The 13458-nt window shown below is 65.2% G+C and carries 9 protein-coding genes; 2 read left to right on the forward strand and 7 right to left on the reverse strand.

The features are described from left to right. Nucleotides 1-15: 15 nt before the first annotated feature. Together QP512_RS12835 and QP512_RS12840 are read right to left on the reverse strand one after the other, a co-directional pair. Complete coding sequence (locus QP512_RS12835; RefSeq protein ID WP_286068964.1) at nt 16-2478, reverse strand: prolyl oligopeptidase family serine peptidase; 2463 nt, start codon at nt 2476-2478, stop codon at nt 16-18. Nucleotides 2479-2640: 162 nt separating this feature from the next. Continuing rightward, entirely contained in the window at nt 2641-2970 is a 330-nt protein-coding gene (locus QP512_RS12840; protein WP_286068966.1) for a hypothetical protein, read from the reverse strand. Between the two features lie 459 nt (nt 2971-3429). Between QP512_RS12840 and QP512_RS12845 the strand changes: the two genes are divergently transcribed. Continuing rightward, the gene (locus QP512_RS12845) at nt 3430-4206 is read left to right on the forward strand and encodes a HipA family kinase (protein ID WP_286068968.1); all 777 of its coding nucleotides are present in this window, start codon (nt 3430-3432) and stop codon (nt 4204-4206) included. Continuing rightward, nucleotides 4184-4585, forward strand: coding sequence for a DUF3037 domain-containing protein (locus QP512_RS12850; protein WP_286068969.1), 402 nt, complete (start codon nt 4184-4186; stop codon nt 4583-4585). The genes QP512_RS12845 and QP512_RS12850 overlap by 23 nt, the downstream gene beginning before the upstream one ends. Before the next feature lie 127 nt (nt 4586-4712). Here QP512_RS12850 and QP512_RS12855 read toward each other — a convergent pair whose 3' ends face one another. The 5 genes from QP512_RS12855 to gyrA all read right to left on the reverse strand — a co-directional run bounded on the left by QP512_RS12855 (nt 4713) and on the right by gyrA (nt 13257). Then, the gene (locus QP512_RS12855; RefSeq protein WP_286068970.1) at nt 4713-6146 is read right to left on the reverse strand and encodes a serine hydrolase domain-containing protein; all 1434 of its coding nucleotides are present in this window, start codon (nt 6144-6146) and stop codon (nt 4713-4715) included. 171 nt (nt 6147-6317) lie between these two features. Then, nucleotides 6318-6695 carry a DUF4952 domain-containing protein gene (locus tag QP512_RS12860; RefSeq protein WP_286068972.1) on the reverse strand — a complete coding sequence of 126 codons (378 nt, stop codon included), beginning with the start codon at nt 6693-6695 and terminating at the stop codon, nt 6318-6320. Between the two features lie 232 nt (nt 6696-6927). Next, nucleotides 6928-7455, reverse strand: coding sequence for a transposase (locus QP512_RS12865; protein WP_343229533.1), 528 nt, complete (start codon nt 7453-7455; stop codon nt 6928-6930). A gap of 174 nt (nt 7456-7629) precedes the next feature. Further along, on the reverse strand, nt 7630-10158 hold the full coding sequence (locus QP512_RS12870; RefSeq protein WP_286068973.1) for a membrane-bound PQQ-dependent dehydrogenase, glucose/quinate/shikimate family: 2529 nt from the start codon (nt 10156-10158) through the stop codon (nt 7630-7632). 384 nt (nt 10159-10542) lie between these two features. Then, nucleotides 10543-13257 carry a DNA gyrase subunit A gene (gyrA, locus tag QP512_RS12875; RefSeq protein ID WP_286068974.1) on the reverse strand — a complete coding sequence of 905 codons (2715 nt, stop codon included), beginning with the start codon at nt 13255-13257 and terminating at the stop codon, nt 10543-10545. Nucleotides 13258-13458 lie beyond the last annotated feature (201 nt).

The following is a 13458-nucleotide window of genomic DNA, read 5'->3' on the forward strand; positions in this document are numbered from 1 at the left end:
GGCCTTCCTGTTCCCTTACTTGGCGTTCTTCACGTAGGTGTCGAACCAGTGCAGCATTTCCGCCACCAACTGTTCGTTCGATTCCAGCGCGGTGTACCAGTGCGGCTCGTTCGGCAGCATCACCAGGCGGGTGGTACCCCCGTTGCCACGGATCGCCTGGTACAGCTTGCGCGACTGGAACGGCTCGGTGCCCGGGTTGGCGTCGTCCTCACCGTGGACCAGCAGCAGCGGCAGCTTGATCTTGTCAGCATAGAAGAACGGCGACGCCTTCAGGTACACGTCCTGCGCCTGCCACACCGAACGTCGCTCGTTCTGGAAGCCGAACGGAGTGAAGGTCTTGTTGTACGAACCGCTGGTCGCCACGCCGGCCTTGAACAGGTTGGTGTGGGCGATCAGGTTGGCGGTCATCAGGCCGCCGTGGCTGTGACCGGTCACGCCGATGCGGTTGCGGTCGACCACGCCCATGTCCACCGCCTTGTCCACTGCGGCCTTGGCGTCAGCTTCCAGCTGCTCCAGGTAGGTGTCGTAGGCGTTCTTGGGGTCGCCGACGATCGGGAACGAAGCGTTGTCGATGATCGCGTAACCGGCCAGCAGCATCAGGCGGTACGGCTGCAGGCGGGTGAACGTCTGCTGCGAACCCGACACCTGCCCTGCCTGCGCGGCGTTGGCGAAGTCGGCCGGATAGGCGTACAGGATCGCCGGCACACGCTGGCCTTCCTTGTAGCCCGGCGGCGTGTACAGGGTGAACGACAGGTCCACGCCATCGGCCCGCTTGTAGGTCACCAGCTGCTTCTTGATCTGGCGCACTTCCGGGGTCGGGTCGACCAGCTTGGTCAGCGCGGTCGCGGTGGACGCGAACTGCGCCTCGCCGGCCTTCGCGTCGGCCACCGCCTCACCCTGCTGGCGGATGAAGGCGTTCGGCGGATCGATCACCGACTGGTGCCAGGTCAGGTAGCGCCCCGGCGTGCTGCTGAAACCGAGGAACTGTTCGTAGGCGTCGGCACTGCTGCGGAACAGCCGCTCGCTCTTCAGCGTGCCCAGGTCCAGGCGGTCCAGGAACGGACGGTCGCCCTGCGGCGACGCGCCACGGCCGCTGAGGAACACATGGTTGCCCTCACGGCGCACGACCTGGGCGCCATTCGGCAGGCGGGTGAACACCAGGTTGCCGGGGTTGGCGTACAGCTCGTCGCTGGACATGTCCCACAGCAGGCGCCCTTCCTTCTTCGGCTGATCCACATCGACGACGCGGGTCTGCATCCAGTGGCGGTTCTCGTCGTTCTCGTACTGGAACGCCACGGCCGGATCGGCGGTCCACGCAAAACCTTCGAAGCGCTGCGTGGTGCGGGTGATCTCGGTCGGCTTGCCGTTGAACGGTGCCTTCAGCATCAGCACGCGATCGCGATGCGGCACGTTGACCTTCCAGTCGCCCTTGTCCAGCGCTTCGGCATAGACCAGGGTGGCCGGATCGGTGGCACGCCAGTCGAAACCGCGCGGACCTTCCGGTACGCCGTGCACCGGCACGCGGTCGGCCAGCGGCAGGCTGGCGATCGGCGTGGACTTGCCGCTGGCGATATCCAGCACCGCCACGTCGTTGGCGAAGCGCTGGTAGGTCACCGCATGCGAATACGGTGCCTTGATCGACTCGGTCAGCACATGCACGCCATCGGGCGCGGCGCTGACGTCGTTGAACAGTGCCGGCTGACCGACCGGGCGCACGCTGCCGGCTGCAGTATCGACCACGGCCAGCTGCGAGGCACCGTAATAGGCGAACAGCTTCTCGTCATGCACGCTGGTCAGCGTGTCGCGGGCTTCGTACGTGCTGCTCTCGCCACTGCTGCCCAGCGATTCCTGCGCGTCCGGGCCGGTCGGTACGCCGCCGTTGGACGGCACCGGGCCCTGGTTGGCCGGCACCAGCTTCACCAGCAGGTTCTGGCTGCCGCCCAGCCACTGCACGGTGTTGCCGAAGATCGGGTTCAGCTGCACGTTCGGGATCTGCTTCACCTGCCCGGTCGCGGCATCGCCCACCCACAACTGCACGCTGGTATCGACCGCGTTCTGGAAGGCGAAATGGCTGCCATCGGCCGACCACAGCGCGCCGGTGGCGCAGCCCTGCGGCAGGTTGACCTTGGTCTCCTTGCCGCTGCCGATGTCGACCAGGGTGAAGTCAGCCACGCAGGCCGGAATGCCGTAGCCACCGGGGGTGTCATGGCGGCTGCGGTTCTTCGGCTCCAGGCGCACACCGGCCAGCTTCAGGTACGGCTGGGCAACGCGGCTGATCGACGGGTAGGTCTGCGCGGTGGTCAGCAACAGGCGCTGGCCGCCCGGGGCCACGTTCGGCGCCGGCGGCGGCGGCGCCTTCAGCACCTTGAGCAGGTGTTCCGGCGGCTTTGCGTAGTCGGCAAGCGCCGGGCCAGTGGCCAGCAGGCCGAAGGTGGCAACGGCAATGGCCGCCGCCAGAGAGGTACGACGGATGAGCATCCTTATCCCCTGGGGTGTGAATGGGAGCCCGGAAACGGGCAAGGGCCCGAATCTAGCACCGCAGGAGTTGTCGTGAATGGGCCGGAAGGGCTAGTGGCCGGATGGGGCAAAGTGGAGCGCTGGTCGCTGCCGACGGCTGGCACCTCCCGGCATGGCCTGGCGCTACTGCTGGGCGTGCAGGTCCCAGGCGGTGAGGTAATCGGGGTCGACTACGATCATTCCGCTGTTGCGCATTCGGTACTCGCCGGGCTCGGCCCGCCGGTACTGGTCGAGCATCGGCGGCAGGTAGCGCTCGTGGCCATCGTCTTCATCGGCCAGCACCACCCCCTCGTCGGCGCTGATGCGCAGCACGGTGCCGGCGTACTGTTCCAGACCCTGCACCTGGCCGTCGCCGCCATAGCGGGTGACACCGACCAGCACGACCTTGCCGATCATTTCCTCGGCCTTGGCGTCGTCCAGGGGTGGCAACATGGGATTGAATTCGTCGCTCATCGGTGCACCTCCAAAGCCTGTGGGGAGATCGTGGATTCGGCGACCCCCGACGTTGCCGACGCCATCGGCAATGCAGGGATCCATCTCGGGGCGCAGGTAGCTGGATCGCATGCCCCACCGGGGGTGCCGGTGGTCGCGATGTTTGAACGGTGTATGGAACTGCGGAAGACGGCCATCCGTGCTGATGGCGTGGCCGTGTCAGGTCAGGGTCAACACCACGCGTTGCGTTGCGTACACGGTGAAGCGTGACAGCTGCACTGTAGCGGCATGACGGCCTCCTGCTGAAGGTCACACGCGGGCGTGTTGCTCCGTTGGAAGGAATGCTGCCACTGCGCGCGGTAGGACGAAGTGAAGATTGCAGGCAGCCTGTATGCGGTGATTCGCGCGGTACCCGTTCATTAAGCTGGCGCCCCGGTCCGCGGCGGCACGTCCGCCGCGGCGCCACGCTAGAATGCAGGCATGCGCACCGTACATGCCCTCCGTTACATCACCCCGCTGCGGGAAGGTGGCTCGCTGCCCGCCGTCGTCGAGACCGACGATGACGGTATGGCCGTGCTCAAGTTCCGTGGCGCCGGCCAGGGCCCGAAGGCGCTGATCGCCGAACTGATCGCCGGGGAAATGGCGCGCACGCTGGGCCTGCCGATTCCGGAAATCCTGTTCGTGGAGCTGGATCGGGAGTTCGCCCGGACCGAGCCCGACCCGGAGATCCAGGAACTGATCCGCGCCAGCGAGGGCCTGAACCTGGGCCTGGACTACCTGCCCGGTGCGATCAACTACGACCCGGCGGCGATGCCGGTGGACGCCGACCTGGCCTCTCGCATCGTCTGGTTCGATGCATTCACCAGCAATGTCGATCGCACCACGCGCAACCCCAACCTGATGGTGTGGCATCGCAAGCTGTACCTGATCGACCACGGCGCGGCGATGTACTTCCACCACGATTGGGCCAATGCTGGCGATGCCTGCGAGAAGCCGTTCGTGCTGATCCGCGACCATGTGCTGCTGTCATTCGCCAGCCGCATCGCCGAGGTGGATGCAGAGTTGGCCGCTCGCCTGACCGATGCCGAGATCGAGCGGATCGTCGGCCTGGTGCCGGACAGCTGGCTGGTGGACGAATCGGCCTTCGACAACCCGCAGGCCTATCGCCAGGGCTACATCAACTATCTCAAGCACCGCCTGAAGGTGCGTGCGGTGTTCGTGCAGGAGGCCATTCGTGCCCACGCTGCACACGTATGACTACGCGGTCATCCGCGTGGTGCCGCGGGTGGAACGCGAAGAGTTCATCAACGTCGGGGTGATCGTGTCCTGTCCGGGTGCGCGACATCTGGAAGCGGCCATCGAAATCGATCCGGCGCGCCTGCACGCGTTCGCGCCGGCGCTTGACCAGGACGCATTGCAGCCGTGGCTGGATGCGATCGTGGCGATCTGCCGCGGTGATGCCGGCGCTGGGCCGATCGCACAGCTGCCGGCGCGTGCACGGTTCCACTTCCTCACCGCCAAGCGCAGCTCGATCGTGCAGATGTCGAGCACGCATGTGGGTCGTACCGCCGATCCGGCCGGTGTGGTGGAGCATCTGATGACGAAGATGGTGCGGGTGCCGGCAGCGATTGGGTGACGTCGATTGGGTGACGTCAACTGGGTAGAGTCGACTGTCAGTCGACTGCCGTTCGCGGAAACATCGAAACGCCCGCGCTTCGCGCGATAGTCGACCAACGGTCGACTCTACACGTATCGCCCCGCGCTCACTGCAACGGCAACCGCCGCGCGATGTAATTGACCACGTTGCCAATTCCGTCCGGATCAACATTGGCCAGGCCAACGATCACATACCCCTGCGCAGGCATCACCACGATGGCACTGTTCGACCCCGGCGCACCGCCCTCGTGGCCGTACTGGTGTTCCCTGCCCTCGCCTTGCACCACGAAGCCAAAGCCATACCATCGCTTGTGATTCTGTGCCGTGGTGGCCTGCTGCAGCAGTGCCGGCGAGACCAGCTTTCCGCCGCGCAACGCCTCGGCAAACCTCAGCATGTCGGTGACCGTGCTGTAGCCGCCTCCGGCAGACATGCCGCGCCAGGGCAGCGACTTCGTTTCACGCGTCCATTGCCCGTTCGTCTTCGTGTAGGCAACGGCACGCTGTGGCACCTTCACCGCTTCCGGTTCGAAGCCGGTGCCGGTCATGCCAGCCGGTCGCAGGATGTGGTCGTCCACGTAGGCGTAGTACGACTGCCCGGAAACGGCCTCGATGATGCGCCCCAGCACGATGAAACCGTAGTTGGAGTAGCTGTCCTGGCTGCCGGGCGCGAACTGCGGTGCATCCTTGGCGAAGCGCTGCACGTAGTCATCCAGCGTCTTCAGCGAGGCCGAATACTGATCGAAATCATCGCCGAAAAAATCGCCAAGGCCGCTGGTGTGGGTCAATAACTGGCGGACGGTCACCTCAGCGGCGACGGCCTTGTTCGGGTAGTCCCGCAGGTGCTTGCCGATCGTATCGTCCAGCCCCAGCTTGCCAGCCTGCACCAGCTGAAGGATGGCCACCGAGGTGAACATCTTGTTGGACGACGCCAACCGGAAGCGTGTGTCCGCCCGCATCGGAGTACCGCTTTCGCGATCTGCCTGGCCGCCCCGCCAATTCAGCAGCACTTGGCCGTTACGCGCCACGAGCAACGCTCCCGACAGCGCGTCCTGTGCGTGCAACGCGTCCAGCTTCGTCCTGGCGTCAGCCATCAGGACCGGCAACGCAACACGCTCCGGCGTATACTTGTCCGGTACTTCGGTGCCTTCGATCTGGAACAGCTTAAGGTATGCTGGATGGTCCGGGTCCATTTCCGCCGTCACCCACATCGCACGCTCGTTCAGCTCGCCCATCACCAGCAGCTTCGCGTGGCCGGCCGCGCGTTCGCCCTTTTCCAGCACGCGCAGCAGGCCGGTGCTCTCGCGGAACTCGAGATAGTCCTTGGGAGCGCTGCCTTCCTTCTTCGCATACTTGTCGGCGAAAGCCTGCAACGCATCGAGACTGCCTGCGTTGAAAGCCGCAAGCCAGTCATTGATGGCGTCCTGCGCATGCGGATGTGCAGGTTCGTAGGTGGTTGCGCCAGCCGCAGGAAAAACCGGCACGGCCATCAGAAGCGGACAGGCCAGCGCAGCGCACAGCAGCAGACGTCCAACAGCCTTCATCGCAGTTCCTTTGCAGGGATCCCTGCACGCATCCTAGAGCAAGCATCCGCCTGCCGCATCCACGCTACGGGCTCTGCCGAAACACCTCCACCGTAACGTTGAATGCTTCGATGCGCCGCCACTCGGCCCGCTCATGCGGCAGCGACTCCACGCCCATCCCGATCTGGTACCTCACCGTGTCTGCACCTTCACGCCAGGTGTAGGGCCCGCCATTGCTCCAGCCGCAGCAGGTGTAGCGCAGCACGGGCATGCCGAACGTTGCATGCAGATACCTTCGACCTGCTCGGCGCGGGCGCCGGCAACGCGGTAGTGGGCTTGCATCGGCTTGATGTAGTACACGTCGTCCTGGGTGCAGCCCACATATTCCAGCCCTGCCGGCTTCCGCCCGATTGCCTGCAGGAAATCCTGGCAGGGGGTGTCTGGTCGCGCCAGGCCGTCGGCACGACCCTGCAGCTCCCAGTTGGCCAGCGCCTGCGCAGGCGCGCGGCCGCCGGACAACGACGCCAGCAGCAGAACGTAGAGGGCAGGATGGAACATCGGAACAGACATCACGGGGCGATCCTTCGCACAGAGTCGCCGGAATGCTAACCGATGTCTGCGCTATCGCCGCGCCATGCTCTCTTCGCTGAAGCGCCACAACGTGGTGTTGACGGTGTAACCCCTCAGTAGACCGGCAAGGTAGAGTCGACTGTTAGTCGACTATCGCGCGTAGCGCAGGCCTCCCAGCGTGATCGAGAGAACCGGTCGACCCTATCCGGTCGGATCTACCGAGTTGGCTGTATCAGCATTCACCCTCGGAGGGCGACTCCAGCTCGCTCAGCGGCCAGCGGCACCATCCGTAGGGATGGTCACCCACCTGCTCGGCAAGACCCGCTCGAACGGGATTTGCCAGAATGTAGCCGGCGTGCCGCTGGAGCGACGCGTCACTGCGGATCGCATGGTCGTGATAACCCGCCTGCCAGATTGCACCCTGCTTCCCTCGCCGCCGGTTGATCAGAAAACTGCTGCGCGCCTTGAAGCGCTGCACGCAGTAGCCCAGCGAATGGCCACGTAGTTGAGCCAGCCAGTGGATGTGATCCGGCATGATCACCCAGGCAAGCGACGCAGTCAGGCCTTCCCGATCCATCGATCCAAGGAGCTGCATGGCAAGGTCGGCATTGGCAGGGCAATCGAAGACGCGATGGCGGTTCCTGCACACCATGGTGATGGTGTAGACGTTGCCGACGATGGATCGGCGGCCGGTAAGCAGTTGAGGGCTGGGCATGCGTTCAAGAATGCCGGCCAGGATGGATTCCCGACATCGGTTCATTGCCAACGCCAGGATCAGGGATCATCTCGATACAGTGTCCGGGGATGTGGAGTCGTCCGGGTAGCGTCGACTGTCGCGCGAAGCTGGGGCTTTCCAGCGCGGGAGAAAAGAGCAGTCGACTAACAGTCGACTCTACCCGGTCGACTCTACCCAATCGGTTATACCCTGTCGGCACTACCTGGGCAGGGCAAATGCCATCACGTAATCGCCCTTCGGGGTCTCCATGAAGTGGTGGCCGCCGGCCATGATCACCACGTACTGGCGGCCGGCCTGCTCGTACACCATCGGGTTGGCCTGCCCGCCCGCTGGCAGCTTGGCATGCCACAGCTCCTTGCCGGTCTTCAGATCAATGGCACGCAGCAGGTCATCGGTGGCGGCGGCAATGAAGATCAGGCCACTGGCGGTGATCACCGAACCGCCGTTGTTCGGCGTACCGATCTCGATCGGCAGGCCGGAGCGGATGCCGAACGGTCCATTGCCGCGTGCACTGCCGAACGGACGATCCCACAACAGCTTGCCGGTGCGCAGGTCGATGGCACGGATGCCGCCATAGGGCGGCTGCTTGCACAGCAGACCGGTGAACGGCAGGCGCCAACCGGCATTGACCTGGATGGCGTAGGGCGTTCCCACCTGTGGATCACCCGCGCCTTCGGCACCGCCCTTGTCGAACCGGATCTTTTCGCGCGGCAGCCACGCCAGGCGATCGGCCTCGGCACGCGGCACAAGCCGGTTGTAGTTGGGCATGTCGTTGTAGTTGGCCACGATCACGCCACGGCGCGTATCGATGGACACGCTCCCCCAGTCCGAGCCGCCGTTGTAACCCGGGTACTCGATGGAGTGGCGGTCACTGCTGGGCGGCGTGTAGAAGCCTTCGTAGTAGGCCTTGCGGAACTGGATGCGGCAGACCAGCTGGTCGATCGGGGTGAGCCCCCACATGTCGCGCTCGGTCAGGTCATGCTCGCGGCGCAGCGTGTGGTACAGCGAGAACAGTTGCGTGGGCGAGCGCTGCTCGGGTTCAACACCACCGATGGGCACCTTGCGCTCCTCGGCAGCACTCAGCAACTGGCCGTTGCGACGGTCGAGGATGTAGATGTCGCCCTGCTTGGTCGGCAGCAGGATCGCCGGCACTTTGCCGGCCGCGGTCGGGTAGTCGATCAGGCTGGCCTGCGACCCCAGATCGTAGTCCCACACGTCCTTGCGCACCGCCTGGAAGTGCCAGGCCGGTTTGCCAGTGGCCACGTCGATCGCCACCAGCGAGGTCGAATAGCGGTTCTGGTTTTCCGTGCGCGAGCCGCTCCAGTAGTCGCCGGCGGAATTGCCCAGCGGCAGGTACACCAGGCCCAGTGCCTCATCGCCGGTCGCCGTGGTCCACATGTTCGGCGTGCCACGGGTGTAGGTCTGCTCGCGTGGCGGCAGCCCGGTACGCTCGGGCTGGTCCATGTCCCAGGCCCAGCGCAGCTTGCCGGTGGTCACGTCGTAAGCCTGGATCACCCCCGACGGTGCATCGCGGCGCTGGCCGTCCAGCACCTGGTGGCCGGTGACGATCACGCCGCGCACGATCGCCGGCGGCGAGGTGATCGACACATACCCCGGCGGCACTTCGCCCATGCCCAGGGTGATGTCGACCTGGCCGTTGTTGCCGAAGTTGGCGCAGGGGCGTCCGCTGTCCGCGTCGACCGCGATGATGCGGCCGTCCAGCGTGCCTTCGATGATGCGCGCCCAGCACGCAGGCCGGCTGCCCGGCGCGGCGCTGCGGGTGACCGTGGGCGGCGGCTCGGGCAGCGCCAGATCGGCGGCGACATCGGCCAGCACCGCATCGGCGATGGTCGGCGCGCTGGGTTGTTCGTAGTAGCTCACGCCACGGCAGGCAGCTGTATAGGGAATCGAAGCGTCCTTGACCTTCGGATCGAACCGCCACAGCTCCTTGCCGCTGCTGGCGTCGAGTGCGATCAAGCGGTTGCGCGCGGTGCACAGGTAGAGGCGGTCGCCGATCTTCAGCGGCGTGGTTTCCGCGCCCCAGCGCTTATTCGGCAGGTCGCCGGTACGGAACTGCCAGGCCAGCTGCAGGGTCGCTACATTGGCCGGCGTGATCTGCTGCAGGGGGGAATAGCGGGTGGCCGCATTGCTGCGGCCCCAGGCGGGCCAATCCGCGTCCGCGGGCTGGTCGGCAGGCTGCAGTCCGGTGGTATCACGTGTCGGGTCCAGGCCGGCACTGACCGCCCCTTCCGGGAATGGCTGGTGCCCGTCCACTTGGCCATGTGGCGCAAAGGCGAGGCCGAACGCGCCGACGAACACCAGCATCAGCAGGCCAGCCACGCTGCGCGAGAGGCGTCTGGACACCGGTTCACGCAGGGTCGGTGCCAGCAGCGCCAGCACGATGCCCAGGGCCGTAACCAGGCCCAGGCGCGGCACCCAGCGCCAGTAGTCGCTGCCCGATTCCCACCAGGTCCACAGGAGTGTGCCGACGAACACCAGCGCGTACAGCAGCGCGCCGCTGCGACGGTTGCCGAACAGCAGGATGCCGCTGGCCAGCAGGCCGAATCCTGCGATGGCGTAGTACGCCGAACCCCCAAGGCTGAGCAGCCATGCGCCGAGACCGCCGATGACCAGGCCGAGCACGACCAGCAACAGCGACAACACAGTCACCAGTGGATGGCGCGGGGTGCGGACAGGAGCAGGATCGGACTGCGGCGTGGCGGACATCGTCGATCTCCGGGGCAGCATGCGCCCTTATCCCACCGCACATGTGAAGCGCGCGCGTATTTTCTGGGTGGACCTGACGGGGTGAGCGTCGGCTGGGTGATCGTCGGCTGGGTAGAGTCGACTGTTAGTCGATTATCGCGCGCAGCGCGGGCTTTTCATCGCCGTGCGCAGAGCAGTCGACTAACAGTCGACTCTACCGCAGCGATCGGATGGTCCACAGCAATCGGATGGTCCGCAGCAATCGGATGGTCCGCAGCAATCGGATGGTCCGCAGCGATCAGATAGTCCGCAGCGATCGGAGAATCCACCACGACCGGAAGATCCGCAGAAATGACGACGCCGGCACAGGGCCGGCGTCGTCGGGTACGTCTCATCGCGGCGGGATCACTCCTGCGCGGCGTCCTCGCTGCTGGCCGCAGCCGGTGCGCCTTCGGCCGCGGCCGGGGCAGCAGTCGCCACCTCGTCCTCGTCCTCTTCGATGGAGGCATCCATGCGTTCCACCGCTTGCAGCTTCTCGTCCTTGGACAGGCGAATCAGGGTGACGCCCTGGGTGTTGCGGCCGACGCGGCTGATTTCCGAGCCACGTGTACGCACCAGGGTGCCGCCATCGGAGATCAGCAGCACTTCGTCATCCGAACCCATCAGCACCGCGGCGACCAGCTTGCCGTTGCGCTCGGTGGTCTGGATGCCGATCACGCCCTGGGTGCCACGACCCTTGCGCGGGTAATCCGGCAGCGGGGTGCGCTTGCCGTAGCCGTTCTCGGTGGCGGTCAGGATGTACTGCACGCTCGCGTCGTCGGCGCCGTCGATCACCGCATCGCCATTGGCGGCGGCTTCCTCGACACCGTTGTCGTCCTCGTTCTCGTCCTCGATGCCACCGGCACTTTCGGCCACGATCAGGCTGACCACTTCCTCGCCGGGCGGCATCTTGATGCCACGCACGCCGGTCGCGGTACGGCCCATCGAGCGGACCTTGTCCTCGCCGAAGCGCACGGTCTTGCCGTTGGAGGCGAACAGCAGGATGTCGCGCTCACCGTCGGTCAGGCCAACGCCAACCAGCGCATCGCCCTCGTCGAGGTTGATCGCGATCTTGCCGCGGGCCAGACGGAAGGCGAACTCGCCCAGCGGGGTCTTCTTGACCGTACCGTTCTTCGTAGCGAAGAACACGAACTGGCCATCGGCGTACTCGCGCACCGGCAGCACGGCCTGCACGCGTTCGCCCGGTTCCAGCGGAATCCAGTTGATGATCGGACGGCCACGGGCGTTGGAACCCGCTTCCGGCAGCTGGTAGACCGGCAGCCAGAACACCTTGCCCGAACTGGTGAAGGTCAGCAGCGTGTCATGCGTGTTGACCAGCCACAGCTGTTCGATGAAATCCTCTTCCTTGGTCGCCGCCGCACTACGGCCACGGCCGCCACGGCGCTGCGCGCGGTACACGCTCACCGGCTGGCGCTTCACGTAACCGGCGTGCGACACGGTGACCACCACATCTTCCGGCGCGATCAGGTCGAGGATGTCCAGGTCTTCTTCGCTGTGGCGGATCTCGGTACGACGCTCGTCACCGAACTCGGCCTTGACGCTGACCAGCTCTTCGCGGATCACCTGCAGCAGGCGGTCGGGGTCTTCCAGGATGTGGATCAGCCCGGCGATCACTTCCAGCAGCTGCTTGTACTCGTCGGTCAGGCGGTCCTGCTCCAGCCCCGTCAGGCGGTGCAGGCGCATTTCCAGGATCTGGGTGGCCTGGATCTCGGTCAGCTGGTAGCCGCCCTCGATCAGGCCCACGCCTTTGGGCAGGTCTTCCGGACGCGAGGCTTCGGCACCGGCGGCACCCAGCATCGCGCCGACCAGGCCCGGCTCCCACACGCGTGCGAGCATGCGCTCGCGGGCTTCGTTGGGGTTCGGCGAGGTCTTGATCAGTTCGATCATCTCGTCGATGTTGGCCAGCGCGACGGTCAGGCCTTCCAGCACGTGGGCACGGGCGCGCGCCTTGCGCAGCTCGAACACGGTGCGGCGGGTGACCACTTCGCGACGGTGGCGGACGAACGCCTCGAGCATCTGCTTGAGGTTCATCAACTGCGGGCGGCCGTCGACCAGCGCCACCATGTTGATGCCGAACACCGATTCCATCTGCGTCTGCTGGTACAGGTTGTTCAGCACAACCTCGGCAGATTCACCGCGCTTGATCTCGATGTAGATGCGCATGCCGTCCTTGTCGGACTCATCGCGCAGCTCGCTGATGCCTTCGATCTTCTTTTCCTTGACCAGTTCGGCGATCTTCTCGATCAGACGCGCCTTGTTCACCTGGTAAGGAATTTCAGTGACGATGATCGATTCGCGGCCGTTGTCGGCCACTTCGATATCGGCCTTGGCACGGATGCGCACGCGGCCACGGCCGGTGCGGTAGCCGGCGACGATGCCGGCGGTGCCATTGATGATGCCGGCGGTCGGGAAATCCGGGCCCGGGATGTATTCCATCAGGCCGTCGACGTCGATTTCCGGGTTGTCGATCAGCGCGATGCAGGCGTTGATCGATTCGCTCAGATTGTGCGGCGGGATATTGGTCGCCATGCCCACCGCGATACCGGCCGAACCATTGACCAGCAGGTTCGGGAACCGGGTCGGCATGACCGTCGGCTCCAGTTCCTTTTCGTCGTAGTTGGGCTGGAAATCGACGGTTTCCTTGTCGATGTCGGCCATCAGCTCATGCGCGAGGCGCGACATGCGCGCTTCGGTATAGCGCATCGCTGCGGCGGAGTCGCCATCGATGGAGCCGAAGTTACCCTGGCCATCGACCAGCATGTAGCGCAGCGAGAACGGCTGTGCCAGGCGCACCAGCGTGTCGTATACCGACTGATCGCCATGCGGGTGGTACTTACCGATGACGTCACCGACGATACGTGCCGACTTGAAGTAGGGCTTGTTGCTGTGCGCGTTCAGTTCATTCATCGCGAACAGCACGCGGCGATGCACCGGCTTGAGGCCGTCGCGCGCATCCGGGAGCGCGCGGCCCACGATCACGCTCATGGCGTAATCGAGGTAGCTCTTGCGCATCTCGTCTTCCAGGTTGACCTGGATGATTTCCTTGGCGGTTTCTGCCATTCGGGTTCCGTTGTCTGGTAGCGGTCCAGTCCGGCGCAGCCCTCTGCGGGAGGGGGTCGTGCCGGAACCTCGATTCAACCTGTGGATACTACCACAACAGGCCGTTTTCCGCCTCCCTTTACGGGGATTTTACCTGCACAAATCAGGAACTTAGGGGGTTCAGCCGCCCCTGTAGAGCCGAGCCCGTGCCCGGCTGCGGCG

This window comes from Stenotrophomonas sp. 57, assembly GCF_030291075.1.
Lineage (GTDB): Bacteria > Pseudomonadota > Gammaproteobacteria > Xanthomonadales > Xanthomonadaceae > Stenotrophomonas.

Bases quoted from the DNA above. Each gene is read 5' to 3' on its own strand.
- QP512_RS12835 (WP_286068964.1), bottom strand. From the start codon at position 2,478: ATGCTCATCCGTCGTACCTCTCTGGCGGCGGCCATTGCCGTTGCCACC.
- QP512_RS12840 (WP_286068966.1), bottom strand. From the start codon at position 2,970: ATGAGCGACGAATTCAATCCCATGTTGCCACCCCTGGACGACGCCAAG.
- QP512_RS12845 (WP_286068968.1), top strand. From the start codon at position 3,430: ATGCGCACCGTACATGCCCTCCGTTACATCACCCCGCTGCGGGAAGGT.
- QP512_RS12855 (WP_286068970.1), bottom strand. From the start codon at position 6,146: ATGAAGGCTGTTGGACGTCTGCTGCTGTGCGCTGCGCTGGCCTGTCCG.
- QP512_RS12860 (WP_286068972.1), bottom strand. From the start codon at position 6,695: ATGTCTGTTCCGATGTTCCATCCTGCCCTCTACGTTCTGCTGCTGGCG.
- QP512_RS12865 (WP_343229533.1), bottom strand. From the start codon at position 7,455: ATGAACCGATGTCGGGAATCCATCCTGGCCGGCATTCTTGAACGCATG.
- QP512_RS12870 (WP_286068973.1), bottom strand. From the start codon at position 10,158: ATGTCCGCCACGCCGCAGTCCGATCCTGCTCCTGTCCGCACCCCGCGC.
- gyrA (WP_286068974.1), bottom strand. From the start codon at position 13,257: ATGGCAGAAACCGCCAAGGAAATCATCCAGGTCAACCTGGAAGACGAG.